General features: G+C 61.7%; 28 protein-coding genes and 1 riboswitch. Of the genes, 18 read left to right on the top strand and 10 right to left on the bottom strand.

Translation table 11 applies throughout. The annotated features are described in order from the left end of the window. Nucleotides 1-76: 76 nt before the first annotated feature. The 3 genes from AB0O97_RS10670 to AB0O97_RS10660 all read right to left on the bottom strand — a co-directional run bounded on the left by AB0O97_RS10670 (nt 77) and on the right by AB0O97_RS10660 (nt 1367). Nucleotides 77-295, bottom strand: coding sequence for a hypothetical protein (locus AB0O97_RS10670; protein ID WP_363882298.1), 219 nt, complete (start codon nt 293-295; stop codon nt 77-79). A gap of 227 nt (nt 296-522) precedes the next feature. Beyond that, the gene (locus AB0O97_RS10665; RefSeq protein WP_104109121.1) at nt 523-999 is read right to left on the bottom strand and encodes a GNAT family N-acetyltransferase; all 477 of its coding nucleotides are present in this window, start codon (nt 997-999) and stop codon (nt 523-525) included. A 17-nt stretch (nt 1000-1016) separates the two neighbouring features. Beyond that, nucleotides 1017-1367, bottom strand: coding sequence for a metalloregulator ArsR/SmtB family transcription factor (locus tag AB0O97_RS10660; RefSeq protein WP_104108471.1), 351 nt, complete (start codon nt 1365-1367; stop codon nt 1017-1019). A gap of 146 nt (nt 1368-1513) precedes the next feature. Between AB0O97_RS10660 and arsB the strand changes: the two genes are divergently transcribed. The 8 genes from arsB to AB0O97_RS10620 all read left to right on the top strand — a co-directional run bounded on the left by arsB (nt 1514) and on the right by AB0O97_RS10620 (nt 8256). Then, the gene (arsB, locus tag AB0O97_RS10655; protein ID WP_104109122.1) at nt 1514-2545 is read left to right on the top strand and encodes an ACR3 family arsenite efflux transporter; all 1032 of its coding nucleotides are present in this window, start codon (nt 1514-1516) and stop codon (nt 2543-2545) included. A gap of 54 nt (nt 2546-2599) precedes the next feature. Then, nucleotides 2600-3022 (top strand): arsenate reductase ArsC, encoded by a 423-nt coding sequence (locus AB0O97_RS10650; protein ID WP_104108472.1) that lies wholly within the window; start codon nt 2600-2602, stop codon nt 3020-3022. A gap of 14 nt (nt 3023-3036) precedes the next feature. Then, nucleotides 3037-4008: a thioredoxin-disulfide reductase gene (trxB, locus tag AB0O97_RS10645; protein ID WP_363882296.1), complete on the top strand. Its 972-nt coding sequence runs from the start codon at nt 3037-3039 to the stop codon at nt 4006-4008. Between the two features lie 71 nt (nt 4009-4079). Next, the gene (locus tag AB0O97_RS10640; protein WP_363882294.1) at nt 4080-5588 is read left to right on the top strand and encodes an FAD-dependent oxidoreductase; all 1509 of its coding nucleotides are present in this window, start codon (nt 4080-4082) and stop codon (nt 5586-5588) included. 16 nt (nt 5589-5604) lie between these two features. Then, entirely contained in the window at nt 5605-6267 is a 663-nt protein-coding gene (locus tag AB0O97_RS10635; protein WP_363882292.1) for an arsenate reductase ArsC, read from the top strand. Nucleotides 6268-6276: 9 nt separating this feature from the next. Further along, on the top strand, nt 6277-6798 hold the full coding sequence (locus AB0O97_RS10630) for a universal stress protein (RefSeq protein WP_104108476.1): 522 nt from the start codon (nt 6277-6279) through the stop codon (nt 6796-6798). 15 nt (nt 6799-6813) lie between these two features. Further along, nucleotides 6814-7233: a low molecular weight phosphatase family protein gene (locus AB0O97_RS10625; protein WP_363882290.1), complete on the top strand. Its 420-nt coding sequence runs from the start codon at nt 6814-6816 to the stop codon at nt 7231-7233. Nucleotides 7234-7533: 300 nt separating this feature from the next. After that, nucleotides 7534-8256, top strand: coding sequence for a hypothetical protein (locus AB0O97_RS10620; RefSeq protein WP_104108478.1), 723 nt, complete (start codon nt 7534-7536; stop codon nt 8254-8256). A 468-nt stretch (nt 8257-8724) separates the two neighbouring features. Here AB0O97_RS10620 and AB0O97_RS10615 read toward each other — a convergent pair whose 3' ends face one another. Further along, nucleotides 8725-9459 carry an FCD domain-containing protein gene (locus AB0O97_RS10615; protein ID WP_363882288.1) on the bottom strand — a complete coding sequence of 245 codons (735 nt, stop codon included), beginning with the start codon at nt 9457-9459 and terminating at the stop codon, nt 8725-8727. Between the two features lie 190 nt (nt 9460-9649). Here AB0O97_RS10615 and AB0O97_RS10610 point away from each other — a divergent pair, with 190 nt between their 5' ends. The 4 genes from AB0O97_RS10610 to AB0O97_RS10595 all read left to right on the top strand — a co-directional run bounded on the left by AB0O97_RS10610 (nt 9650) and on the right by AB0O97_RS10595 (nt 13389). Next, nucleotides 9650-10195, top strand: coding sequence for a gluconokinase (locus AB0O97_RS10610; RefSeq protein WP_363837758.1), 546 nt, complete (start codon nt 9650-9652; stop codon nt 10193-10195). Nucleotides 10196-10259: 64 nt separating this feature from the next. Then, nucleotides 10260-11663 carry a GntP family permease gene (locus tag AB0O97_RS10605; RefSeq protein WP_363882286.1) on the top strand — a complete coding sequence of 468 codons (1404 nt, stop codon included), beginning with the start codon at nt 10260-10262 and terminating at the stop codon, nt 11661-11663. 515 nt (nt 11664-12178) lie between these two features. Continuing rightward, a complete protein-coding gene (locus tag AB0O97_RS10600) occupies nt 12179-12955 on the top strand; it encodes a type 1 glutamine amidotransferase domain-containing protein (protein ID WP_363882284.1) in 777 nt (258 codons plus the stop codon). 263 nt (nt 12956-13218) lie between these two features. Further along, the gene (locus AB0O97_RS10595) at nt 13219-13389 is read left to right on the top strand and encodes a hypothetical protein (RefSeq protein WP_363882283.1); all 171 of its coding nucleotides are present in this window, start codon (nt 13219-13221) and stop codon (nt 13387-13389) included. An 8-nt stretch (nt 13390-13397) separates the two neighbouring features. Here the strand turns inward: AB0O97_RS10595 and AB0O97_RS10590 are convergent, their stop codons facing one another. Next, nucleotides 13398-14111: a hypothetical protein gene (locus AB0O97_RS10590; protein ID WP_363882281.1), complete on the bottom strand. Its 714-nt coding sequence runs from the start codon at nt 14109-14111 to the stop codon at nt 13398-13400. 179 nt (nt 14112-14290) lie between these two features. Here AB0O97_RS10590 and AB0O97_RS10585 point away from each other — a divergent pair, with 179 nt between their 5' ends. After that, nucleotides 14291-15511: an MFS transporter gene (locus tag AB0O97_RS10585; protein WP_363882279.1), complete on the top strand. Its 1221-nt coding sequence runs from the start codon at nt 14291-14293 to the stop codon at nt 15509-15511. Nucleotides 15512-15600: 89 nt separating this feature from the next. On the opposite strand, the gene AB0O97_RS10580 is transcribed toward AB0O97_RS10585, so the two are convergent. From AB0O97_RS10580 to AB0O97_RS10570, 3 genes are all read right to left on the bottom strand, one after another. Next, on the bottom strand, nt 15601-16911 hold the full coding sequence (locus tag AB0O97_RS10580; RefSeq protein WP_363882277.1) for an LLM class flavin-dependent oxidoreductase: 1311 nt from the start codon (nt 16909-16911) through the stop codon (nt 15601-15603). Nucleotides 16912-16938: 27 nt separating this feature from the next. Then, nucleotides 16939-17703, bottom strand: a complete 765-nt coding sequence (locus AB0O97_RS10575; protein WP_363882275.1) for a 3-oxoacyl-ACP reductase — start codon at nt 17701-17703, stop codon at nt 16939-16941. A 73-nt stretch (nt 17704-17776) separates the two neighbouring features. After that, a riboswitch (TPP riboswitch) is annotated at nt 17777-17870 on the bottom strand. 77 nt (nt 17871-17947) lie between these two features. Further along, a complete protein-coding gene (locus AB0O97_RS10570; RefSeq protein WP_363837738.1) occupies nt 17948-18514 on the bottom strand; it encodes a TetR family transcriptional regulator in 567 nt (188 codons plus the stop codon). 76 nt (nt 18515-18590) lie between these two features. Between AB0O97_RS10570 and bioB the strand changes: the two genes are divergently transcribed. Genes bioB through bioD form a run of 5 tightly spaced genes read left to right on the top strand, consistent with a single transcriptional unit; the run spans nt 18591 to nt 24209 of the window. Beyond that, nucleotides 18591-19718: a biotin synthase BioB gene (bioB, locus tag AB0O97_RS10565; protein WP_363882274.1), complete on the top strand. Its 1128-nt coding sequence runs from the start codon at nt 18591-18593 to the stop codon at nt 19716-19718. A gap of 58 nt (nt 19719-19776) precedes the next feature. Further along, nucleotides 19777-21090, top strand: a complete 1314-nt coding sequence (gene bioA / locus AB0O97_RS10560; RefSeq protein ID WP_363882306.1) for an adenosylmethionine--8-amino-7-oxononanoate transaminase — start codon at nt 19777-19779, stop codon at nt 21088-21090. Next, a complete protein-coding gene (locus AB0O97_RS10555; RefSeq protein WP_363882272.1) occupies nt 21090-22400 on the top strand; it encodes an 8-amino-7-oxononanoate synthase in 1311 nt (436 codons plus the stop codon). Before bioA ends, AB0O97_RS10555 begins: the two co-directional genes overlap by 1 nt. After that, nucleotides 22387-23505, top strand: a complete 1119-nt coding sequence (locus AB0O97_RS10550; RefSeq protein ID WP_363882270.1) for a cytochrome P450 — start codon at nt 22387-22389, stop codon at nt 23503-23505. Before AB0O97_RS10555 ends, AB0O97_RS10550 begins: the two co-directional genes overlap by 14 nt. Then, a complete protein-coding gene (gene bioD, locus AB0O97_RS10545) occupies nt 23502-24209 on the top strand; it encodes a dethiobiotin synthase (RefSeq protein ID WP_363837727.1) in 708 nt (235 codons plus the stop codon). Before AB0O97_RS10550 ends, bioD begins: the two co-directional genes overlap by 4 nt. Before the next feature lie 251 nt (nt 24210-24460). Here the strand turns inward: bioD and AB0O97_RS10540 are convergent, their stop codons facing one another. Next, complete coding sequence (locus tag AB0O97_RS10540; RefSeq protein WP_363882268.1) at nt 24461-25270, bottom strand: DUF1206 domain-containing protein; 810 nt, start codon at nt 25268-25270, stop codon at nt 24461-24463. Continuing rightward, nucleotides 25267-26010 (bottom strand): phosphatase PAP2 family protein, encoded by a 744-nt coding sequence (locus tag AB0O97_RS10535; RefSeq protein WP_363837721.1) that lies wholly within the window; start codon nt 26008-26010, stop codon nt 25267-25269. The genes AB0O97_RS10540 and AB0O97_RS10535 overlap by 4 nt, the downstream gene beginning before the upstream one ends. Nucleotides 26011-26012: the final 2 nt, after the last annotated feature.

Below are 26012 nucleotides of genomic sequence, written 5' to 3'. Positions count from 1 at the left end.
CGACGTTGACTTTTCTTCTCTGACATCACTGACATCCTCTCAGCAGGATCAAAAATCCCGCTAATTCGGGTGTCCACTAATTCAGGCTAACCCCATTCAGGGTTGCTGTCGTTGCGAGAAGAGTGTCCGCGGCTGACACGCCCGTGTGGGGTGCCCGTTCCAGAGACTTTGCCAGGGTGCAGCCAGGCCACCAATCCGGCCAAGCCATATTCGGATCGGCAATGACGTCCCAAACTTCCTGCTGGGTATTGGGGAACGTCCATGAAGAAGAGAGGTCGTAAAGGCGAGCTGTCATGGGGTTATTGTTGCACGGGGCCTGCCGTATGGACACCAGGGGCCTTTGTCTCCCCATGGGCGTGACAGCATCCGATGCCGGAGGATCAGAAGATAGCTAGTGCGGTTCATCCAGCCAGACATCCAGCATCCAACTTATTTGTTTCGGCTAGCTTCTTCCGTGGTCTTTGCAGCTTCGTGGGTGGGGTTCGAGGGTGCAGGAATATGGCCATCAATGCTGGATGGTACTTACAGTCTCTGTTCCACCAAGATGGTGTCTCGCCAGGTTCCCGCGTGGGGGCCGTAGTCCATGTGTGCTATGCGTTCGCGGTGGCCGATCCGCCGAAAGCCTGCCTTGTCATGGAGGGCCAAACTGGGGGAGTTCTCAGGGAAGATCGACGACTGGATGCTCCAGTAACCAAGTTCCCGCGCGCGTTCGGCTAAGGCTTGGAGCAGAATAAGTCCGATGCCACGGCCGGCAGCTCCGGGATTCACATAGACGGAATGCTCGATGACGCCTTGGTAGACCTCACGGGTCGAGGTCGGTGTTGCGGCAGCCCATCCCTGCACTGCGCCATCGGCACTGGTGGCGACGAGGTTGAGCCCTGGAATTCTACCGGCGAAGAAGTCCTCCATAGACGGAGTGGAGATAGTGAAAGTAGCGTTGCCACCTTCGATTCCGGCGGCATAGATCCGTTCAACGGCAGCCCAATCGGACGGGATCATCTCCCGAATTTCGGCGCTCACAGGCCCAGGATGCGCGCGGATGCTGCTTCGAGTGCTCCGGGTACCAGCGAGTAGTACGCCCAGGTGCCTCGTTTCTCCCGCTCCAACAAGCCAGCCTCAACCAAGATCTTGAGGTGATGGGAAACGGTGGGCTGGCCCAGGTCCAAGGGTTCGGTGAGGTCACAGACACACGATTCGCCGCCCTCGCCCGCCTTGACGATGGAGAGCAGCCGCAGCCGGTTCGGGTCCGAGAGTGCCTTGAGAATTCGGGCAGAATCCTGGGCGTCGGCGGCGTTGAGCACGGGGCGTTCGCTGGGTTCGCAACAGACTTGCTCGGTGGTGGTCTCCATCGTTAATGCAGTGTTCATGTATCCATTATGCCCATAGATTGACAATTGTCGATATAGGGGTGAATACTTTTTGTATCGACAATCGTCAATCTTACGCTTAACTGGCTAGGAGCCTTGTGAGTACCAAGACCACCACCCCTTCCTTTTCCGGCGAAGCCGCCGTCATGGGCAAGCTCTCCACTCTGGACCGCTATCTTGCGGTGTGGATCATTGCCGCCATGGCTGCCGGGCTACTGTTGGGACGTTTCGTTCCCGGCCTGAACACGGCCTTGGACTCGGTGAAGATTGGTTCAGTGTCCCTGCCGATCGCCATCGGCCTGCTGGTCATGATGTACCCGGTCTTGGCGAAGGTTCGCTACAACGAGACCGGTCGTGTTCTGGCGGACCGGAAACTGATGATCACCTCGCTGATCATCAACTGGGTTGCGGCGCCGGCGTTCATGTTCGCCCTGGCCTGGATCTTCGTTCCTGATCTTCCTGAGTACCGCACGGGCTTGATCATTGTGGGCCTTGCCCGGTGTATTGCCATGGTTATGATCTGGAATGATCTGGCCTGTGGTGACCGCGAGGCCGCGACCGTGCTGGTGTTGATCAACTCCGTATTCCAAGTCTTCGCTTTCGGCGTACTGGGTTGGTTCTACCTTCAGGTTCTCCCGGGCTGGTTGGGACTTCCGACGACGTCGGCTGACTTCTCTTTCTGGGCCATCACCGTCTCGGTGCTGATCTTCTTAGGGATTCCTCTGTTGGCAGGTTTCCTGACCCGCACGATTGGGGAGAAGGCTAAGGGCCGTGACTGGTACGAGGGTAAGTTCTTGCCCAAGCTGGGCCCGTGGGCACTGTACGGTCTGCTCTTCACGATCGTGCTGTTGTTCGCACTCCAGGGAGAAGCCATTACCTCCAAGCCGCTGGACGTGGTCAGGATCGCGCTTCCGCTGCTGGTGTACTTCGTGGTCGTCTTCGCCGCGGGCATGGTGATCGGCAGGGTCCTGAACCTGGGTTACGCGAAGACCACCACCCTGGCCTTCACCGCCTCGGGCAACAACTTCGAGCTCGCCATCGCTGTCGCGATCGGAACCTATGGTGTCACTTCCGGACAGGCACTGGCCGGCGTCGTCGGACCCCTCATTGAGGTGCCCGTACTGGTTGCACTGGTCTACGTCGCCCTGTGGGCACGCAAACGATTCTTCACCAACTAGCCATTGCCGCCTTGCCTCAACGTCCCTCAAACTTTCCTTCAGGAGCATGATCCAATGAGCAACACTGAAACCATCAAGAAGCCCTCCGTACTCTTCGTTTGCGTGCATAACGCTGGCCGGTCACAGATGGCCGCCGCCTACCTCAGCACCCTCTCCAACGGTGCGATCGAGGTCCGATCCGCCGGTTCCCAGCCTGCCGCCTCGGTTAATCCGGCCGCTGTGGAGGCCATGGCGGAAGAGGGCATCGACATGTCCACCGAAATCCCCAAGATTCTCACCACAGACGCGGTGAAGGAATCCGACGTCGTGATCACCATGGGCTGCGGGGACACCTGCCCGATCTTCCCCGGCAAGCGCTACGAAGACTGGGAACTCGAAGACCCGGCAGGGCAGGGTGTGGACTCCGTCCGCCCGATCCGGGATGACATCAAGGCCCGCATCCAGGCCCTCATCGCCGACCTTCTCCCCGCCAACTAGAAAAGGGCCCTGTCATGACTGAACAAATCATCATTATTGGCTCCGGCCCCGCCGGCTACACGGCCGCGATCTACGCCGCCCGCGCCGGGCATGCGCCGCTGGTCATCGCCGGCGCCGTCACCGCCGGTGGGGCGCTGATGAACACCACCGAAGTGGAAAACTTCCCCGGCTTCCCGGCCGGCATCCAGGGCCCCGAACTCATGGACAACCTCCAAGAGCAAGCCGAACGCTTCGGCGCCCGCATCATCTTCGATGACGTCACCGCCACCACCCTGAACGGTCACCTCAAGTCCGTCACGACGGCAGCCGGGGAGAGCTTTGAAGCGCCAGCCATCATCCTGGCCACCGGCTCCGCCTACAAGGAGCTCGGCCTGCCGGAAGAGAAGAAGTTCACCGGCCACGGCCTGTCGATGTGCGCCACCTGCGACGGGTTCTTCTTCCGCGAGCACGACATCGTCGTGGTCGGCGGGGGCGACTCGGCCATGGAGGAAGCGACGTTCCTGACCCGCTTCGCCAAGTCCGTGACCTTGATCGTGCGTCGTGATGAGCTCCGGGCCTCGAAGATCATGGCGCAACGGGCCATGGAGAACCCGAAGATCCACATCAAGTACAACAGCGCCGTTACGGCCATCCAGGGTGAAGACAAGGTTTCCGGTGTCACCGTCCGCGACACCATCACCGGCACCGAAGAGGACCTGGCCGTCACGGGCGTCTTTGTCGCCATCGGCCACCTGCCCCGCACAGAGCTGGTGGCAGGGCAGGTCGATTTGGACGAGAACGGGTACATCCGGGTTCAGGCACCAACGACGCACACGAACCTTGAGGGCGTGTTTGCCTGCGGCGACGCCGTGGACTCCCGGTACCGGCAAGCCATCACCGCAGCGGGAACCGGGGCCGCCGCCGGCCTGGACGCCAAGAGCTACCTCGCTGCCTTGGATGACCGCCACAGCACCACGGCCAGCATCACTGAACCCGCCCTCGCCTAAACACCACCTGGCAGGGCCCTCAGCAACCGCTTACGAAACTAATTGTGAATATCTCAAGGAGAACCACGAACATGACGACCCAACGAAACGACCTGCCAGTAGCCATCATCGGCGCCGGCCCGATCGGCTTGTCCGCGGCCGCGAACCTGATCGAACGCGGCATCACACCCCTGATCTTTGAAAAGGGTGCCGACGTGGGTGCGGCCATTCGCCAGTGGGGACACATCCGTCTGTTCTCCTCCTGGGAGCACAATATCGACCCCGCGTCCCGCCGCCTGCTTGAGCCCACTGGCTGGACCGAACCGCGCCTCACGGCCCTGCCCTACGGCGCCGAACTCGTGGAGCAATACCTCAACCCCCTTGCTGCCGTACCGGCGATCAGCGCTGCCCTGCGTACCTCCTCGACGGTGACGGCTGTGAGCCGATTCGGCATGGACAAAACCCACTCCCGCGACCGTAACGAGCAGCCCTTCCTGGTCCGCGTCGCAACCGCCGACGGGACCGTGGTTGATCACCATGTACGCGCCGTGATCGACACCTCCGGCACGTGGGCGCAGCCCAACCCGTTGGGCCAGGCCGGCCTGCCCGCCCCCGGTGAGACCGAAGCCATCGCGGCCGGCCTGATCACCGAACCCTTGGCTGATGTCACCGGTGCTGACCGTGCCCGCTTCACCGGCAAACACGTGCTCGTCATCGGAGCTGGGCACTCCGCCGCGAACACCCTCATCTCCCTAGGCCAGCTGGCCAAGAACGAGCCCGGTACCCGCATCACCTGGGCCGTGCGCGGGGCCGACGCGTCCCGCCTCTACGGCGGCGGGGACCTCGACGGCCTACCTGCCCGCGGCCAGCTCGGCACCCGGCTGCGCGGCCTGGTGGAAGAGGGGCACATCGAGCTGCACACCTCCTTCACCACCACCGCCTTCTCCACTACGGATCAGGGATTGGCCGTCACTGGCAGCACCCCGAACGGGGACCTGACACTGACCGTGGACCTTCTGATCCCGGCCACCGGGTTCCGCCCCGATCTTGACATCCTGCGCGAAATCCGTCTGGAACTAGACCCGATCGTGGAAGCACCCCGAGATTTGGGGCCGATGATCGATCCCGAGTTCCATTCCTGCGGCACCGTCCCAGCCCACGGAGCCAAGGTCCTGGCCCACCCGGACAAGGACTTCTACATTGCCGGGATGAAGTCCTACGGCCGCGCCCCGACCTTTTTGATGGCCACCGGCTACGAGCAAGTCCGCTCCATCGTCGCCGCCGTGGCCGGAGACCAAATGGCCGCCGATCAGGTCCACCTCGAACTGCCCGAAACCGGTGTCTGCTCAACCGATCTTGGTGGTAGCTGCGATCTCCCGGGAGTCACCGGCACCGAACAGGACATGGCAGCAGATTCTTGCTGCTCCACCCCGGAACCCGTCGTTCTTGGCCTGCCCACCGTTGGTGGGTGCGGTGCCCCGGCCGAAGACACCACCGCGGCGCAGGAAGCAGCATCATCATGCTGCGCCGCCCCGGAACCTGTACTTATCGGAATCCCTACAGGACTGGCCCACGGCCGCTCCGCCACCATCACCGACTAAAGGAAATGAGTCAGCCATGACCGAGCCCCGCAAGAGCGTACTGACAGGCCTCAGGGACGACACCGCCGTCTTAGAGCGCATCAGTGAAGACCTGACACAGAAATTCACGGGCATCTTCGCCGCCGAAACAGTCGAGCGCTACGTTTTTGAGTCCTACACGGCCCTGGCCAGGACATCACGGATCCGGACCTACCTGGCTTCAACCACGGCCCGATTCGCAGCCGACCGACTCAGGGCCTTGGCCCAAGCCAAGGGCGCCATCGCTCACGACGTGCCCGAAGTTCTCTTCGTGTGTGTTCATAACGCCGGGCGCTCCCAGATGGCAGCGGCGTTGCTGAACAAGCACGCCCAGGGCGCTGTGCACGTCCGCTCCGCAGGGTCCGCACCCGTCGCCGAGCTCGAACCCTCCGTCATGGCAGCAATGGAGGAGGCTGGCATTGATCTTTCCGAGGAATTCCCCAAGCCCCTGACCGATGACGTGGTGCGGGCTGCCGACGTCGTGGTCACCATGGGGTGCGGGGATTCGTGCCCGATCTACCCGGGCAAGCAGTATCTTGATTGGAAGATCGAAGACCCGGCCATGAAGGACTTGGCCGGGGCTCGGGAAATCCGGGACGAGATCGACCTGCTGGTCCGGGAACTCCTCACCGAACTCACTACCGCCAAAAAGGAAAACTAAGAGGGTATCATGAGCGAGCAACCAGCCAGGGCAGGGTTTAGCGGTTCACCGGTCATTGTCGGGGTCATCCCCGATCAAGACCCGGCAGTGTGGGCCAGGGCTCTGGAACTGGCCGAAAGCCACTCGGTGCCACTCATCGCGGCGTTCGTGGACCCCGCCAGCTACCTGATCGAATGGACACCAGGGAACAAGGTCCTGCCAATCTCACTGGAACCCGTCATTGAACCAGACGATGAAACCGCTATTGCGGCAGCAGAACTCAAAGAATCTCTGGCTGCCGCAGCGGCCGGTTACGGGGTGGACTGGTCCCTGCGGATCATTGGTGGAGACCCCGCTCTGGCCCTCGGCCGCCTGGCCGAAGCGGTCGGTGCCGCCACCATCGTCATCGGTGCCCGGCGCCCAGGATTCATGGCGAAAGTCGATGAACTCGTCTCCGGTTCCCTCATGCACCGCCTCCTCACCACCCAAACCGTCCCGGTCCTGGGTATCCCTTCCCCCGATGTGCAACGTCACTTCCACTCCCATGGCTGAAAGTAGAACCAATCGATGAGCAACAAACCAGGCGTACTCTTTGTGTGCGTGAAAAATGGTGGCAAGTCTCAAATGGCCGGCGGCCTCATGCGCCACCTCGCAGGCGACACCGTCACCGTCTACACCGCAGGAACGAAACCCGGTCCATCCTTGAATGCCCAGTCCGTGGAATCCCTGACCGAGCTTGGCATCGACATCAGCGGCGAACGAACCAAGCCCATCACGGCCGAGATGCTCGCCAATGTCGGTCTGATCATCACCCTGGGCGGCGAGGCCGTGGTGGATCCTGTCCCGGGGATTGAGATCCGCAACTGGGACACCGATGAACCCTCCGCACGTGGGATTGAAGGCATGGAACGCATGCGTCTGGTCCGCGACGACATCAGGGGTCGCGTCGAAGCCTTGGTCGAAGAAATCAGCGCAACCAACAACTAATAGCAGGGCACACTCATGCTCCATTGGATGGCGATGCCCAGCAGCTGGCCTTGACCGCCTCTGCTGGTTTTCTCCTGTTGCGCCGCTGTTCCTAAAACGGACCGTTTATGACACACCGGTGCGGATTTGATCGCTTCGTGGCAGTGTCCTGTGATCAGTTGATGTTGCACCTGCGCCCGCAAAACAATTCCTCAGTGCGCCATTTTAAGTCGATGTGAGGCGGCGAATGTCTTCGGGAACCAGGGGGGAGGCCGGAGAATTATTCGGATCAGGTACCGTGGGATGCGAGGAGGTACATTCATGACTGTGAAAGCTGCACACATGGTGTCAAAGGGCTATATCCGGGAGTGGGCAGACGCGAAGAACATTGTCGACGTGCTTGATCTCCAGGACGGTCGAGGGTATCGCTCCTCATACAACAAAGCCACAGTCGTAAGCTACGGCTACGACGCCAAAATCCTCACCCGTGACCTCGAGTTGGACTACTCGCATATTGAAAACAGTGGAACCCCGGCGATCGTCAAACTGCGTAACGGAGACCCATTGACGGCGGCTGAACAAAGCGCCGTCATCGCGTTCCTTGACATGCACCTTGATCGGGGGAGGTATGCGGATAAAACTAAGATTCGTGTTCCCGCCATGGTGTTGAAAGCCGGAGGACGAATCGAAGATGCAGAGCTTGCCCTCGGAGATATGTTGCTCCTGTCACAGTCCTTTCAGGATGTCCTCAGGCTGACCGCTCTTGGGCTTGAACATTGGCCGTGGCAGATAAGAGAAGAAATGGGCCTTGCAACCGGAGACGGCGGGGTCCTCCTTTGGCGGCAACCCGACGGTGCTGAAATCTCCACAGTCTCCTTTCCACTCTCCCCGACCCAACTGCTTGTGATCGGTCAAGACCTCGCTGAAGATGCTCCTCTAAATTCGCGGCTTGCAGGGAACAGCAGGCGGTGGATCGTCGGAGAAAAGGGAACGCTCGATTTAAGTATGGCGGCGGTTATTGCGGCTCGACGATCTCAGGGATGATCTTCCCGCTTTGGGTGCTGCCATACTGGCAACGGTCACAATCGATTAGACCATGGATACCCGTTCTTGCATCCAACCTCGGTAAGGATTCTTCTGGATTCTGTTGCATGGCATGCTGAGGGTCTGACTTGAAGCTGTCTGCAGTTGGTGGCGAACAAGAGGATACAACCGACTCGCCATAAACACGCCAGAATCAGCGACAATTGCCGACTGTTTAGTACCCTTCATTGTTGCAAGTGACCCTCTAGAGCAAACGATAATGCGGAGTATTGGCAAGTCAAAATCATCCTCTCAGCCTAAAGCGGGGGTCGTCGGTTCGAATGCCGCAGCGGTTGAAACCGTCAAGAGTCTGGCATCACGGAGGGCGCATGTTCCGCCACGGGGCACCTTCGCAAGAGAATCAGCCTGAGCCGTGCGGCGAGCGGAATGAAGATGATGGTTCAAAAATAGTCCCGCAAAGTAGCGGAGTCAGCGCAAGCCCATCGCGTTCCGGACCTCATTCAGGATGCGGTGGACGGCGGTCTCCGCCATGACAGCGTCACCGCGGGCCACCGCCGCCGCAACATCCTCGTGGGCCTGCAAAGCCTCGTTCCGCGGCTTGAAAGGCATCAAGCCCTGCTTGGTTCGGCTGGTGAGCACCTCGGCCACCATGCCTTCGAGTGCCGTGAACATCTCATTGCCGCAGCTTTCGAGCAGCAAGCTGTGGAACTCGATGTCCACCGCCAGGAACGCCTCGAGCTCGCCGACTTCGCCAAGCCGCCTCAACTCTGCAGCCAAGAAAACCAGCCTGGCCCGTTCCGCCGCGCTCGCCCGGCGGGCAGCTCCGGCAGCCGCAATGGGCTCGATGGCGATGCGCAACTCCGTGAGGCTGCTGTACTGAATATCGCGCTGGGCAGAGCCCAGACGCCAGCCCACCAACTCGGGATCAAAGACATTCCACAGCCTGCGCTCCTGGACCACGATGCCCACCCGCCGACGCGAATACACCAAGTTCATGGACTCCAGGACCTTCATGGTGTCCCGCGAAACGGTACGGGAAACGCCGAACTCCTGCTGAAGGCCCTCAAGGGTCAGCCGGCTGCCCGGCGGAAGGGTCCCTGCAGCGATGGCGGAGCCAACCGCCTCGAGAACGCGTTCATGCATAGCGGGGGAGGCCCCGCCGTCGTGCGCGTTATCCGCGTTCGGTACTGTCGCCGTCGACATCTTCCCTGCTTTCCTCTGCGCTTGCGCGCCCTTCGATCGTACCTAGAAATTTGCAAAGGTATGACTTGTGACACCAAAAGATAGTATCTATCGACAGAAATGGTGATACCTTATTTTTCGGCGGACTTTCTTGTGAGTTGCGCAACGAACGTTCTTCATTGGCCAACGGCGTCTTCTTCGGAGTTGATACATGCAGTATTCAGCCACACATCTGGTGGTGATGGGCGTTGCCGGTTCCGGCAAGTCCACCATTGCGGCAGCTCTTTCCCAGCAGCTTGGCTGGGCATGTGCCGAAGCGGACGAGTTCCACCCGAAGTCCAACATCGAGAAGATGACCCGGGGCATTCCCCTACAGGACGAGGATCGATGGCCCTGGCTGCGGGAAATTCAGGCCTGGATGACCGCCCATGCCGCGGCCGGGAGGAGCACCGTGCTCACTTGCTCCGCGCTCAAGCAGAGCTACCGCAAGCTGCTCTCCGAAGCAAAGGGCCGGGTCCTGTTCATCCACCTCGACGGCGGCGCCGCGCTGATTGGCCAGCGCATGCAGGGCCGCGAGGGCCACTTTATGCCGCCCACGCTCCTGCCCAGCCAGCTGGCCACCCTTGAACCGCTAACCACCAACGAACTTGCCGCCGGCAGCCTACGTCTGGACATCTCCAATTCCCCGGCGGAGATCGTCACCGCTGTGCTGGCTGGCCTCACACTTCCCGCTCAGACCGAGCTCAGTACCCGCTGAGCTCGGCCACCGAGCTTGTCCAATATTTCCCCACTCCCCACGTAGTTCAGTTCAAAGGAGAACCATGGTCATCGAAGGATGGACCCAAACGCTAGGCGCAGGACCTCTGCTGCTCATCGCGGCGGCATCGATCTTCGTACTGCTGTTCCTGATCATCAAGCTTCGGATGCATGCACTCGTCGCCCTGATCGTGATCAGTCTCCTCACCGCATTCGCCACCGGAATCCCCGCTAACCAGGTGGTTCCCGTGTTGGTCAATGGGTTCGGTACAACCCTCGGCACCGTGGCTCTCCTCGTAGGCTTGGGTGCCATGCTCGGCCGCATCGTTGAGACCAGCGGTGGCGCCAAGGTGCTGGCCGACTACCTGATCGGCGTGTTCGGCGAAAAGCGTGCCCCGTTCGCCCTGGGCCTCGCCTCTTTGATCTTCGGCTTTCCCATCTTCTTCGACGCCGGTCTGGTGGTCATGTTGCCCGTCGTGTTCGCCGTGGCCCACCGGCTGGGCGGGGGAGTGCTGCGTTACGGCCTCCCGGCTGCCGGCGCCTTCTCCGTGATGCACATCTTCCTGCCGCCGCACCCGGGCCCGGTCTCCGCCGCTGCCTTCTTTGATGCCAACATCGGCCTGGTCCTGATCGCTGGCCTCATCACCGCCATCCCCACTTGGTACGTCACTGCCTACCTGTTCGGCCTGTGGACCGGCAAGAAGCTGGTCCTTCCGGTCCCGGCGATCCTGGGCCAGGCCAGCGCCGATGCCGAGTCCAACCCGCCGCGCTTCCGCACCATTATCAGCCTGCTGCTCCTGCCGCTTGTCCTGATCTTCATCAACACCGGCCTGAACACCCTGGCATCCTCCGGGGTGCTGTCCGAGGAGGTCAAAAACGAGCAGTGGTTCCAGGTTCTGCGCACCATCGGTGAAACCCCTGTTGCCCTGCTGATCGCCGTTCTGGTGGCCGTGTTTGTCCTGGGCACCCGCCGCGGCCAGAACGCCGGAGCCATAGAGAAGCTGCTCGAATCCTCGCTGGGCCCCGTATGTTCGGTCATCCTGATCACCGGCGCCGGTGGCATGTTCGGTGGTGTGCTCCGCGCTTCTGGCATCGGCTCGGCACTGGCCGATGTTCTGGGTGACCTAGGTATTCCACTGATTCTGGCAGGCTTCCTGATCGCCGCCATCCTGCGCATCGCCCAGGGTTCCGCCACCGTGGCCCTGACCACAACCGCTGGCCTCATCGCCCCGGCCGTGGCCATCGCCGGTGTGAACGGCATGCAGGTTGCCGCCCTGGTAATCGCCGTGGCAGCCGGCTCCGTGGTGGTCTCCCACGTCAACGACTCCGGCTTCTGGCTGGTGGGCCGTTTCTTCGGCATGGACGTCAAGACCACTCTGAAGACCTGGACCGTGATGGAAACTCTGATCGGCGTCATGGGCTTCGCCATTGCCGTGGTCATCTTCCTGTTGGCCGGTGTAGCGGGTTAGCTCGGCACCTGCCAGCCACGGCTGACTGAAGAACGACGGCGGGACGTCCAGATAGATTCTGGCGCCCCGCCGTGGTTCTTGATCAAGGCAAACCTCCCAGAAATAGTCTCCTGTGAAACTCTCGTTGGCAGGTTCTACGGCGGCAAGGCTCGGCATCTTTGGTTTCAGCTGCCCAGTCCCTTCGCCGCATGCCCCACCGAACGCATGCAACCCCTTGATTAGGGGACACGAGGCCAAATTTTGGGGCAAAAATCCTGTCCCATGTGCTCAACTCCCGAAATTGAGTCGATGATGACGGAGTTGCACCGTTCGCGGGGAGGGTGTGGACTTGTTGCGTTTGCCAGGGTTGCGAGAATCAAGATGGTATGTAATCGATCTCGCGACAAGGACCATTAGGACCCTCGTTGGCTGTGACGGCAACGATTTTGCGCGCGCAGCTTCCGGAAGCTTTTTATCCAAACAGGACAGCTTGGCCTGACTCAACTAGGCTGGAAAGTGGACGAAAGGAGCATTTCATGAAGAAAATCCTCATGGTATTGACCAGCGTTTCCGAGATCGGCGATACAGGCGAGAAGACCGGTTACAACGTGGCTGAGGCTGCGCATCCTTGGAAAGTCTTCAAGGATTCCGGGCATTTCGTTGATTTTGCGTCCATCAAGGGCGGACAACCTCCGCGCGACGAGGTGGACACGGCAGATCCCATCCAAGTTGCTTTCACAGAAGATGAGACCACGCGTGCCGGTCTCTACAACACGGCCTCTGTCGACGTCGTTGATCCCGAACAGTACGACGCCGTCTACCTCGTGGGAGGCCACGGCACCATGTGGGACTTCCCTGACAGCGAAGGCCTGCAGAACCTAGTAGCCAGCGTCTACAGTGCCGGCGGCGTGGTGGGCGCTGTCTGCCACGGTCCTGCCGGCCTGGTGAACGTCAAATTGGCCAACGGCATCCACCTCGTCAATGGCCGTAAAGTGGCAGCTTTCACCAACGATGAAGAAGTTGCCGCAGGAAAGGACAAAGTCATCCCGTTCTTCCTGGCTGACAGACTTGGGGAACTGGGCGCCACGCACGTCTTCGCTGACGTCTTCGAGGAGAAAGTTGAGGTGGCTGACCGTTTGGTGACAGGTCAGAACCCCGCCTCAGCTGCTGGCGTAGCCAAGGAAATGGAGAAGCTGCTGGCGGAGGTCATTCACCAGGAGAAGGCTGAGGAGCAGGACGAGGCGGAAGCAGTCCGTGCCCAGAAGGACGCTGAGAAAGCGGCCAAGAAGGCCGCAACCGATACCGGTCACTGACTCAGCAACCCACACTGGAGCTGGCTGCCGCACCGAAGATGGTGCGGCAGCCAGCTTTAGTTCTCTAGAAGTCTGCAGGCTTCTAGCTCGGTGGGGGAGAGAGTTGAGGCAAGGATTCACTGCTGCCGTTTATAGCTTCGGTCCATCGGGACGCGAAAATATCACAAATCCGGCGATCAAAAGGATCGAGGACCTACCCCGCCACGGTTCCGCTGGTTGCCCCTCTGGAGCGCAGCTGCTCGATGAGTTGTGTGAACGCAGCGATGTCTGTTGGACAAACGAAGGGGGGAGAAGCCGGAGCCCTCAAGGCCGGAATCCTCGGTGTCCGTGTGGTGGCTGACTCTGTCGCCTACCAGGAGCATAAAACGGGACAACAGCCGGCCTGCGAGCTCATCGTCCAACATGCCTTTGAAACCTTTGGCCGGATACCATGACCCGTGGACTATTTAGCGCTCTTCTTCTCTGTAACAGGAGCATGCATGAGCCCTTCAAGCCCTGAATTCTCCGTCTCAGTGGCTTGTTCCTCGCCGTCGGTAGCGTCGGTGGCCGTGCCGTGGGCTTCGTCGTCGGACGTGTTATCGACAATGGCGAGGGCTGCCGTTTTGGGTGCCTCGACCACTTCTGCGGGTTCTTCCGGAGAATCCGTGGCTGAGGTGTCTGCCAGGTTGACCTCCAACAGTGAGCTGCGATGACGGCGAGCGTTAGCCAACATGAACAATCGTTCTGCCGCGGCCGTATCGCCCTCCTCCTTAAGGAGAGAACCGGCTGCCATCAAGGCTTCGGCAGCAACGGCGTTTTCGCGGTAATCCAGAAATGCCCTAGCGGCTGATTCCGAGGAGATCTTGTTGATCTGGGCGCTGACGCGGCTGGCGTCCTCCAGTGAATATCCATGTCCCAGCTGGTAAACCTCGTGATAAAGGAAGGCATAGTTTTCCTCCCTGAAGTCCATGGAACGATCCAAACGAGCCTTCAACTCGGTCTGCTCCGCAGGGGAGAGATCGTCCACTTCAAGTCCGATGCGGTGGGCAAACTCTCGCAAGTATTCGGGGCTGGCCAGAGGCATGCCGCTCAGCGCGATGCGAGTTTCGCTCGCCTCTGCTGGCAACGGCTTGGGAGCGGAAAAGAGGGCAAGGAATTTTTGGATCAAGGTGTTCACGGGTTCTCCATTGGTAAAAGCTGCCCTTAAATCTTCTCAGTCTTCGGGGACTTTGCATGTATGGGAACCAGTGATACTCGACGCAGTGTGAGGGCGAGGTAGGTCCAGGTGGCTCGACAGGGGAGTCCGGCACGAAGCAACCCCGCCCCCGCATGCCCTGACCGCATAGGATCGTAACCATGACCAAAACCCCCTCGGATTTCTCCCGGCGCCGTCTTGCCATTTTCGCTTTCATGCTGACGTTCGGTATCGGCATGTCATCGTGGGTGGTCCGGACTCCGGCCGTGCGAGATCTTCTGGACGCCTCCACCGCCGAGATGGGTCTGGTGCTGTTGGGCCTCTCCGTAGGTTCCATGAGCGGTGTGCTTTCCTCAGCCTCCGTAGTGCGCCGCCGCGGCGTACGATTCACGGCAATGGTGGGCGGAGCCAACTTCATCATCGGCATCGCCATGATCGGCATCTTCGCGGGGGCGTCCAACCATGCCGGAGTTTTCGCCGGACTGGCACTGGTGGGCTTCGGCATTGGCGTCTCGGAAATCGCCATCAACATTGAAGGCGCGGCACAGGAAACACTGTCCGGGAAATCGGTCATGCCCGCCCTCCACGGTTGCTTCAGTCTGGGAACCGTGATTGGTGCGGTAGTGGGCATCCTGCTGACAGCCATCAACTTCTCCGTCACCTGGCAATTGGTCCTAGTGGCCTTGCTCGGTGCCGCCGTCTTGGCTACCTTGACCCGCTTCATCTCGGCGGAAACTGGCCGCGTCAGCCGCCTCCCGCGCGACGAAAAAATGCAGCAACCCCGCACATCCTGGCTCGACGCCTGGCGCGAACCCCGCATCCTCATGCTCGGGCTGATCATCCTCGCCCTGGCGCTCGCCGAAGGATCCGCCATGGACTGGCTACCCCTGCTCATGGTGGACGGACACGGCCTCACGCCCACCCTCGGCTCCGTAATTTTCGCCGGCTTCGCGGCCGCCATGACCATTGGCCGGTTCCTCGGCGCCCCGCTGCTGAAACGGTTCGGCAACGCCACCGTCCTGCGCGCCAGCACACTGATCTCCGCCGCAGGTATTGCGCTGGTGGTCTTCGCCGACAACCCGATCATCGCCGGCGCCGCAGTGTTGCTCTGGGGCGTGGGCGCCTCCTTGGGCTTCCCCGTGACCTTGTCCGCCGCGGCCGACAGCCCTGACCCCACCTCCGCCGTGGCCGCCGTGGCCACCGCCGGTTACGTTGCCTTCTTGGTAGGACCGCCCTTGCTCGGTTTCCTCGGCGAGGAGTTCGGCCTGCGCGGCGCCATGATCCTGGTTTTGGTCGTGGTGGCTCTCGCGTCCCTGCTGACCAATGCCGCCAAATCGCGGCCCCGCAAGGACACCACCGAATTGGAGTCAGCTGCCCTCTGACTCTTCTTTCTCATAAGGTTCGACGCCGGGAGCCCACCTTTCGCTGGAAGGTGGGCTCCCGGCGTCGTACGTGAAAAAGGCGAGGTTACTCAGACTGGTGGGCGCGCAAGGCCCAAGGTTTCACGCAGGGTGCTGCCTGGATAAGCGGTCCGGAAGAGGCTGCGCTCCTGCAAGATGGGCACCACCAGCTCCACGAAATCCGTCAGCGATTGCGGATAGGCGGGGCACATGAGGTTGAAGCCGTCGCAGGCGCCGGACTCAAACCACTCCTGAATTTCATCCGCAACCTCGGTGGGCGTGCCAATCATGGTGGCATGGCCACCGCCTGCAGCCAGGAAACCCAGCAGTTCCCGCAACGTTGGGTGCTTCGTCTCAATGATGCGCTGCACCGTCAGGTAACGCCCTTGCGGACCTGTGAACAATTCAGCAGGCGGTAGCGGCGCCACCCGCTCATCAAGTCCATGGGTGCGGTAATCCTGACCCGTGAAGACGCCCAGTTGCGCAATGGCTGCGTCAATATCCAAGTACGCATCGAGGGCCCGTTTCTTCTCCAGCGCCTGGGTCTGAGTTGCCCCGATATAGGTGACCAAGCCGGGCAAAATGGGAACTCCCGTGCCGCCGCGCCCTGCTTCATTCAGCCGCATTTTCATGTCTGCAGCGAACTCGAGCGCTGATTCCTTGTCCCATGCCACCGAATAAATGGCCTCGGCACAGCGGGCGGCGAAGTCCCGCCCGGATTCCGAAGATCCTGCCTGAAACAGCACAGGCCGGCCTTGGGGAGGGCGCGGAACATTCAGTGGACCTGCCACCGAGAAATGCTTGCCCTGATGATTGATGGGGCGAATGTGCTCGGGATCGATGAACGTCCCGCTGTCCCGGTCCCGGGGGAGTGCACCATCAGACCACGAATCCCAGAGCTGCTTGAGAACCCGGACAAACTCGTCGGCGCGCTCATACCGCTCGGCATGGGGCGGAAGTGCGGCCATTGAGTGATTCTGGGCCTCAGCATCAAACATGGACGTGACGATATTGGCCCCCGCCCGGCCGCCACTGATGTGATCCAGCGAGGCCAGCATCCGCGCAGCGTGGAACGGCGTGTAAAAACTGGCGGACACGGTGGTGACCAGCCCGATGTGGTGGGTGGCCCGGGCCATGGCGCTCAACGCCGTAATCGGTTCAAGAAGCCCCGGAACGCCTGCTGAATACCGGCGGTTCACGCTGTGCCCGTCGGCAAAGAACACGGCGTCAAGGAAGCCGCTTTCGGCCAGCTGGGCCAGCTCCTCGAAGTAGGCAATGCTGCCGACCCTATCGGCACTGGATGCTGGATGCCGCCAGCCCATGGTGTGGTGTCCGGTGCCAAACAAGAAGGCGTTGATGTGTAATTCTCGTGTCTTTTCCATGGTGTCCGTCCCCAATTTCACTCTCTCCTAATTCATCACTAGTCCGCCGTCGACCACCAGATTTTGTCCCGTGATAGCCCGTGCCCACGGCGAAGCAAAGAACAGGGCCGCGTCAGCAAATTCGGCAGGGGTGGTGACCTTGCGCAGCGGTGTCCCGCCGGCGATCAAGTCAAAGACCTGCTCGGGGGTAGCCGAGGAAGCGTCTGTGCTGCGCAGCAGACCTCCGGAGACCATGTTGACGCGGATGTTTGCCGGTCCCAGATCGGCCGCGAACGTCCTGGTCAACGCCAGCAAAGCCGCCTTGGCCGCGGTGTAGTCGTGGTAGGGGACCACCGGATTCTGAAAAAGGTTGGTGCCGATGTTCACAATGGCACCGAAGCCGGCTTCCTTGAGCCCAGGCAGCACGGCTTGGATGGTGTTCAGCGCCCCGCCCACCACTCCAGCGAACTGGGCCTGGAAATCTGCAAAGCCAATCTCATTGGCCTTGGGCCTGGCGTCTCCGTTGAAGGAAAAGTCCGGGAGGGCGTTGTTGATCAGGGTGGTGATGGGTGCGCCGAAATGCTCGGTGGCGGCGCTGACCATGGCTGCCACGTCATCGCTCTTGGTGACATCGGCACGCAGCGCAATGGCTTGATCGGGGCCGATTTCGGTGGCCAGTTGCTGGGCCCCGGCTTCACTGTTGCGGTAGTTCAACACCACCCGGGCGCCTTCACGGTAAAAGGAGCGGGCAATCTCCACGCCGAGCCCGCGACCGGCGCCGGTGATGAGAACAATCTGGTCTTTGATGAGCATGTGTGCACCTTTCAGAAGCGCGAAAGGATGCACAAAATTACGAGATATACACCAAAAAACGGCGTTCTCGTCCTTGATTCCGGACCGGCATCCCTTCGCTCGGATTATCGAGATCAGGTTCGACGGGTCTAGCTCTCAGCCGCAATGCGGCACCCCGTGCAGTGTCCAAGAGCAAAGCTACCACGTCCCGCTCGAAGCCCAGCCGCGGATTGGTTCTGAGTGGTTCGGATTGGCCCAGCGTGGTTCAGCTAGCTGCCAGCCCGCTCAGCATGAGATCCAGCCCGAAGGTGAATATTTTGCCAGCATCCCGTTCCGTATCAGCCAGCAATCCTGCGCCCGTCAATCCGGTCCGGGTCTGTTCATCGGTCACCGAACCCAAAACGTAGGAAAGCAGCGCCTCGGCGGCCCACTCGGCTTGATCCGCGGCGAGCTTTTCGCCTTCCAGCAGTGCGCCAAACTGTTGTAGCGGGGCCGTGGAACGTGGATCCAGGGCGTGTGCCAGTGCCACCACCTCGGCGCTGTCCCGCACCGTCAGCAGCGTTTCCCGAACACGCACCGCCAGCTCGCGAAGGCTATCCGGTGACTGAGCTGCTACGGGTGCCAGGATCAGTCCGGCGAGCACGGTGAGCAGTTCCTGCTTGTTTTTCACATGCCAATACAGTGCGCCCGGCTGCACCCCTAGATCACGGGCCAAGCGGCGCATGGACAAGTCAGCTAGGCCATACTCACGCAGGATTTCCATGGCTGTCTCCACGATTGCCTCACGCGTCAACGCCATCTTGGCCCCACCCTTTCCAGAATCCCATGCCACCGCAGCACCCCTCCATCTTGCCCCATCAGCAGGGCCCGTGATTGACAATGTCCACAGCTCACCCCACTATTGAACGGTGTTCAATTACTTTACAGACCTCGCCGATCGCCAACTCGACGGTGCCACCTTGACCCGCGATCAAGCCCTCGCCATCCTGGAATCCACCGATGATCAGCTGCTCGATCTGGTCGCGGCCGCCGCCCGGCTGCGACGTGCCCACTTCGCCAACACGGTCAAAGTGAACTACCTGGTCAACCTCAAATCCGGGCTCTGCCCTGAAGACTGCACCTACTGCTCCCAACGCCTTGGATCAGCTGCCCAAATCCTGAAATACACCTGGCTCAAACCCGAAGATGCCCTCGCTCAGGCGGCCACCGGCATCCGCGCCGGTGCCTCCCGGGTCTGCCTCGTCGCCAGCGGCAAGGGCCCCAGCGACCGCGACGTGGACCGCGTGGCCGGGATGGTGGGCAACCTCAAGGAGCAGTACCCCGCCGTGGAGGTATGCGCCTGCCTCGGCATCCTCAAAGACGGCCAAGCCCAGCGTCTGAAGGCCTCCGGGGCCGACGCCTACAACCACAACCTGAACACCAGCGAAGAAAACTACGCCGACATCTGCTCCACCCACACCTTCGCCGAACGCGTGCAAACCGTGGAACATGCCAAGGACGCCGGCCTCTCGCCGTGCTCGGGACTGATCGTGGGCATGGGAGAGAGCAACAATGACCTCATCGACGCAGTCTTCGCCCTCCGCGCCCTGGGCAGCGAATCCATCCCCGTCAACTTCCTCATGCCCTTCGACGGCACCCCGCTGGAAGGCACCTGGCTGCTCACCCCCGCCCACTGCCTGCGCATCCTCGCCATGGTTCGCTTCGCCTGCCCCGACACCGAATTACGCATGGCCGGCGGGCGCGAAATGCACCTGCGCACGCTCCAACCCCTGGCCCTCCATGTGGCCAACTCGCTCTTCCTCGGCGACTATCTCACCAGTGAGGGCCAATCCGGGGCCGACGATCTGGCCATGATCGCCGACAACGGCTTCGTCGTGCTGGGTGCCAAGACGTCCGCTCTCCAAGTTGCGGGCCTCCCTGACGTGGCCCGCCCTGAGCTGAACCGTCAAGAAGCGTTCGACGCCGGAACCTCCGTGGTCAGTCCCGTCACCATCCGCCGGCGCGGGGCCGGGACGGCCGTGGCGCCCAATGCTTGAGGCTGCCACGATCGCCGCAGCAACCGCTGTGAAGGTTGTGCCTGGTGCGGATCCCGGGATGCGATCGCTGATTGCCAGGGACAGAGGACTGCTCTGGCACCCGTATGCGCCGCTGGATGGGGACGCACCTTATGCCGTCCATGCCGGCAACGGGGTAAGGCTGAGCCTTGGAGCTGCCGATGGCAGAGAATTTGAGGCCATCGACGCCATGAGCTCGTGGTGGTCCATGATCCATGGCTACCGCAACCCGGTCTTGGATCAGGCACTGCAGGAGCAAGCCGGGAAGTTCAGCCACGTCATGTTCGGCGGGCTCACACACCAGCCCGCCGTGGAACTTGCCGAACGGCTCATCGCAATGATCCCGGATGGTCTTGACCACGTGTTCTTTGCCGACTCCGGCTCGGTCTCCGTGGAAGTGGCGCTCAAACTCGCCATCCAGTACCAACTGGGCCGCGGCCGCCCTCAACGCACACAATTCCTGGCACTGCGCGGCGGCTACCACGGCGACACGTTCGCGGCCATGAGCGTGTGCGATCCCGTCGACGGCATGCACGCAGCCTTCCCCTCGCTGGTAGCTAAACACCATTTCCTGCCGCGGCCACCTGCCGCCCGGCTCATAGATGGAGAACTGCTTGCCGACCCTGCCGAAGTGGCTGGGTGGATCACTGCGCTGGAGGAAACCGTCGCCCGCCACCGTGACGAGCTGGCCGCCATCATGGTTGAACCCGTGGTGCAAGGCGCCGGCGGCATGCACTTTTACGCACCCCAGTGCCTTGCCGCCGCCCGCCGCGTAGCTGACGATCACGGACTGCTGCTGATCGTGGATGAAATTGCAACAGGTTTTGGCCGGACCGGCAAGCTCTTTGCCTCGGAGTGGGCCGGGATCGTCCCGGACATTATGTGCGTGGGCAAGGCACTCAGCGGCGGCTACCTGACCTTGGCGGCCATGCTGTGCTCTGCCCGCGTGGCGCGCACTATTACAGATTCCCCGCTGCGTGCCCTCCTGCACGGGCCCACCTTCATGGCCAATCCGCTGGCATGCGCCGTGGCTTGTGCCTCCATGGACCTGCTGCTGTCCGCGGATTGGCAGAGCAACGTGCAGCGGATTGAACAGAATCTTGCCGTAGCTCTGGCTCCGGCCACCAACCTCGGATCCGTGCGGGATGTGCGGGTCCTTGGTGCCATCGGTGTGGTGGAGCTTGCCGAAGCGGTGAATGTTCCCGCGGTGACCCGTGCTGCCTTGGAACACGGTGTCTGGGTGCGGCCCTTCCGCAATCTGGTTTATACGATGCCGCCCTACATCAGTAGCCCGGCGGATGTGGCCACGATTGGGGCGGGCATCACCGCAGCCATTGCCCAGGCGCACGGCTGATGGCCAGCACTCCTGAACGTGCTGGCGCCCCCGCTGAAACCACCAGTGCAAGCACGGCCATGGAGGCGTGGCTTGCGGCACGGGCTAAGGTTCGGCGGCAACGTGGCCTGGTGCGCACGGCCTCGATGCGGCTCTGGCCGGAGGAGTCAGAAAGTCCGGTAAACCCGCTAGCTCCTGACAACCCCGACGGCGCCGCCTCTGGGGAGATCATTGACCTAGCCTCCAACGACTATCTGGGACTCTCCGGCGATCCGCGGGTCATCGCCGCCTCGGTGGCAGCGCTGCAGGATTTCGGCGCCGGAGCCAAAGCATCGCGCGTTGTTTGCGGCACCACCCCTGCCCACGTGAAACTCGAAGAACAGCTCTGCGCCCTCACCGGGCAGCAAACTGCGCTCGCATTCTCCAGTGGGTACACAGCAAACCTTGGTGTGGTGACAGCACTGGGCGGGCCGGGCACCCTGATCATCCACGACGCCCACGTGCACGCATCCCTCATCGACGCCGTCCGGCTCTCGCGCTCGCAGGCCATTGCCGTGCCCCACAATGACCTCAATGCCATCTCGGTGGCACTGAAGAATCGAACCCAACCACGCGCCATCGTGGTGGTTGAATCCGTCTATTCGGTATTGGGCGACGCGGCCGATCTGCCGTTGCTGGCCCAGTTATGTGCGGAGACCGACGCCCTCTTGCTCGTGGATGAGGCCCACAGCTTGGGCGTGGTCGGTGACGGGAGGGGTGCCGTTCATGCGGCGGGCTTGGCTGGTACCCCGCACGTGGCGGTGACCGCCACACTGTCCAAGTCACTGGGATCCCAGGGCGGTGCTGTGCTGGGTTCGCCCGCCCTGCGCGAGCACCTGGTGAACTCGGCCCGGACGTTTATTTTCGATACTGCTTTGGCGCCGGCTGCGGCTGCCGGGGCTGGTGAAGCGGCACGGATTGTGCTGGCCGAGCCTGAGCTGAGCAACCGCGTCCGAGCCAACGCAGCCGCCCTGGCCCGCAGTTGTGGAGTGCCTGTGGCGGCGGGCGCCGTGCAATCTGTCCCGATGAAATCGGCCGCCCACGCCGTCCACGTAGCTGAGCAATTGCGGACGGCGGGCATCCAGGTGGGCTGCTTCCGCCCGCCCAGCGTGCCCGACGGTGTGTCCCGGCTCAGGCTCACCGCCCGGGCCAGCCTCACTCCGGAACAACTGCAGCGTGCCACGGACAAGCTGGCACTGCTGGTACCGAATTCCCGGGTTAGTCCCGCGCCCAGAAAATTAACTGACGTTCTGCACCATGAGGAGCACGGTTTTGACCTTGACAAGCATTAGCAGCCCGCAGCTGGTTAAGGAGGTCATGCGGCGCACGGAGGATTTCATCCCCAGCAACGCCCTAACCTCGGTGGTCGATATGGCGCCTGGCACACTGCGCATTCTGGCCAAGGCGCGCTTCGCTTTGCCCCCGGTGCTGGCCTCGGCGACGGGGGAGAAGCATCGCGCTGTCCGGACCATGGTGGGCAAGTTTTTTACGCCTGCCAAGGTTATGGGCATCAGCGAGCGAGTCCGTGAACTGAGCGCGGAGCGGCTGGCAGTGACGGCTGCGGCACTGGCCCCTGCCGCACTGAAGTACGGTGCCGAAAGCCGTGGTGTTCCGGGACATCGCATGGTGGACATGGCTGAATCGATTGCCATGCACATTCCGCCGGTCATCATGGCAGAACTGACAGGTCAGCCGATGCCCGAGCTTTCCCTGCTGAAACGCTGGAGTCAGGACTCCCTGGAACTGTTTTGGGGCTGGCCCGATCCCGATCGGCAACAGCAGCTGGCCCACAGTGCCGCAGAATTCTACGGGTGGCTTCGCGGTGAAGCCGATGCTGCGCGTGGGACGGATTCCCTCTTCGGGGTGTTGCACGCCGCTGGTCTGAGCCAAGCCGAGATCTGTTCTCTGGGCTATTTTTTGGTGATTGCCGGCCAGGAGACCACCTCCTTGCTGATCAGCACGGCACTGTATCGAGGAATCCAAAAGGGCTCGTATCCGGACGCCCCAGCGTGGGCGGACTTGGCGGAGCCCGCCGCTGCGGCAGCGCACGTCCTTAACGTACTGGCCACCGAATCGTCCGTGCATACGTGGCGGCGGGCAGTTGCGCAGAACACCACGCTCGGCGGCCTTGAGCTGCCAGCCGGTGCCGAGATTTTGCTCGAGCTCAGCGGCCATCACCCTGCCGATGCCAGCCCTACCGCGTATTCGCTGGCCTTTGGGCACGGCCTACACCGCTGTCTGGGCGCCAAATTGGCTGAAATGGAGGCTGCGTTGGTAGTGGAGGAAACCGCACGCGCCCTGCCGGGGCTGGAACTTGCAGGTCCCGAACCTGAATGGCTGCGCTTGCTGTCCTTTCAAGCACCGCTCACCGTGAACGTCGCTGTAAGGAAGCCATGAATCAGCCCACCACTATTTCGCCCAGCATCATTTTCATCACCGGCACCGATACCGACGTTGGAAAAACAATCACGACCGCGGCCCTGGCAGCTTCCTTTGCAGCAGCCGGCGCCACCGTGGCCGCATACAAACCCACCCAAACTGGCGTCTCTGGCGCCGAACCGGGCGACATGGACGAGGCGCGCCGGCTCGGCGGCATCTCCACCGTGGCGGAGGGCATCCGGTTGAGCGCACCCATGGCTCCAGTTGCCGCAGCAGAACGAGAAAACCGAAGTCTGCCGTCCTTGACTGACCATGTGAACACCATCAGCGCATTGGCAGGCTCCCATGACGTTGTCCTCGTTGAGGGTGCCGGCGGGCTGCTGGTGGAAATGGACCAACAAGCTCACACGCTCGCGGATCTGGCGGCGAGCGTGAAAGACGTGGCCCAGGTCCTCATAGTGCTGGTCTGCCGCTGCGGTTTGGGGACCTTGAACCACACACAATTGACGCTTGAAGCCCTGGCGCACCGCGGACTTCCTGCGACAGGTTTGGTCATTGGTTCATGGCCGGAGTTGCCCACCGATCTTGAGCTGGGAAACCGCAGCTATCTTGGTTCCCTCCCCGTGCCATTGCTGGGCGCCTTGCCAGCGGGCGCGGCGGCTCTGGCGCCCGACGTCTTCCAGCAACGTATCCCGAGCTATCTGCAGCTCCCCAAGGAGTGAGGTCTTGCTCATAAGGTTCGACGCCGGGAGCCCGCCTTCTCGCGAAAGGGGGGCTCCCGGCGTCGCACGTGGTTTGACGACGGGCACCACAAGCACGAGTACCACGTGCCTGGTGGCCGATCATGGACTCATGACGATTGAGTTCCTGTACACATTGATCAGCAATGCGCCAGACATTGTGGGGACGGCGTTTGGGGGTTCGCCCCCATCGCACTCGAGGGCGTGGATCTTTTCCCTGGAGAGCCTGCCGATTAGAGCCGGGCTAGGCGTGCGCGGGCAAAACTGTAGAGTCCGTAGGCGATCAGCCCCACGCCGATCATGATCAAGATGGCCTCCCCAAACGGCAGTGCGGCAAGGGCCTTCAGCGCACCGTCCAGGCCCGCGGCATCCTTGGGATCCACCTGCACGGCGGCGATGACGAACAGCACACCGAGCGTGACAATGGCGATGCCCTTGGCAATGTATCCTGTCATTCCCAGCGCGTCCACGGCCTTCTTCGCCTGACCGGATGGCAGCGCAATGTCTTCGTGGAACTTCTTCGTGGCGCCCTTGTAGATGAAGTACCCGCCAATGCCGGCCGTGACCAGCCCCACCACAATGAGCAGTGCCTGCCCACCCGGCAGCGACAGAATGGTCCCGCTGGTTTGTTGCGCACTTTCGGAGGAGTTGGACGGGTTCCGCAGAGCCAGCGAGAGCGCTGTCGAGGCCAGCGCGGCATAGGCCACACCCTTGCCGAGCGAAACCAGACTGCGCACCCACCGCTTTTTGGACGAGGAACCAATACCCAGCGCGGCCTGGACCAGAAGCCACAACGCCAGTGCCGCCAGGCCCACCACGGCGACCCACAGCAGGATCATGCCGCCGGGCAACTTCGCCATCTGCGCGAAAGCTCCGGACTGATCCGATTCACCGCCCTGATGGTTCGCGATCTGGATGGCGAGGTAGCCCATGAGCAGGTGCATGAGGCCACTGGCCGCGAAGCCGATCCTTGCCATGATGGTCAGCGCCCGGCTGTTTCCGGCTTTGCTGACAGCCTGATGAGCCTCGTTGGCGGCATTCATGTTCCATCCACCTGAGGCTGAGACTTTTCGCCGTGGACATGTTCCCCACGGATGCGGACGGTCCGCTGTGTATCGATGGCCATGATGGCTCCTAAGATGACAAGGGATAGAGAAATGGATGCCGCTGTGTCAGTGATCCAGTGGTAGCCAAGGTACAGCCGGCTGGCCACCTGCGCCAGAATGACCACGGCGGCAATGCTGAACAGCAGCACCGTCAGAGCCTGATTTTGGCGCCGGCTCGCAATCAAAAAAGCCAGTATGAGCAGGAAGTCTGCTGTGCCCAGGACGTGGCCGGACGGGAATGAGAATGTACTGTCCGGGCTCATCAGCATGAGGTCTACCGGAGGCCGCGGATGCTGAACTAAGGGCGCTAAGACCTTGGCCAAGATCACCCCGGTGATCATTCCGCAAGCCAGCAAAATGGGCCGCCAGGCGTGTTTGGCCAGCAGCGTCCAGCCCACCAGTACCACCAGGACGATGATGGGCAGCGCCGTCGGCCCGAACACCACAGCCAACACGGACATGATGGCCGTCAGCCCGTCGTTGCGCAGCGAGACAAACCAATCTGCCACGGGCTGATCGAAGCGCTGCAGCCCGCTGTGGGTCATGACGCTGACAACCAGCACCGCGAACAGCGCCAGGCCCACCACCATGAGAACTAATGCGGTGCGGTACAGCCCGCGCCTGGTGGAGGCAGCAACGAACCTTTCCTCCACAATGAACTTTTGCCGCCAACTCATCG

The sequence above is a fragment of the Specibacter sp. NPDC078692 genome (genome assembly GCF_040686835.1).
In the GTDB taxonomy this organism is placed as follows: Bacteria; Actinomycetota; Actinomycetes; order Actinomycetales; family Micrococcaceae; genus Specibacter.
The sequence above is the reverse complement of the archived record's forward strand: the minus strand, read 5'-3'. Positions and strand labels throughout refer to the sequence as shown.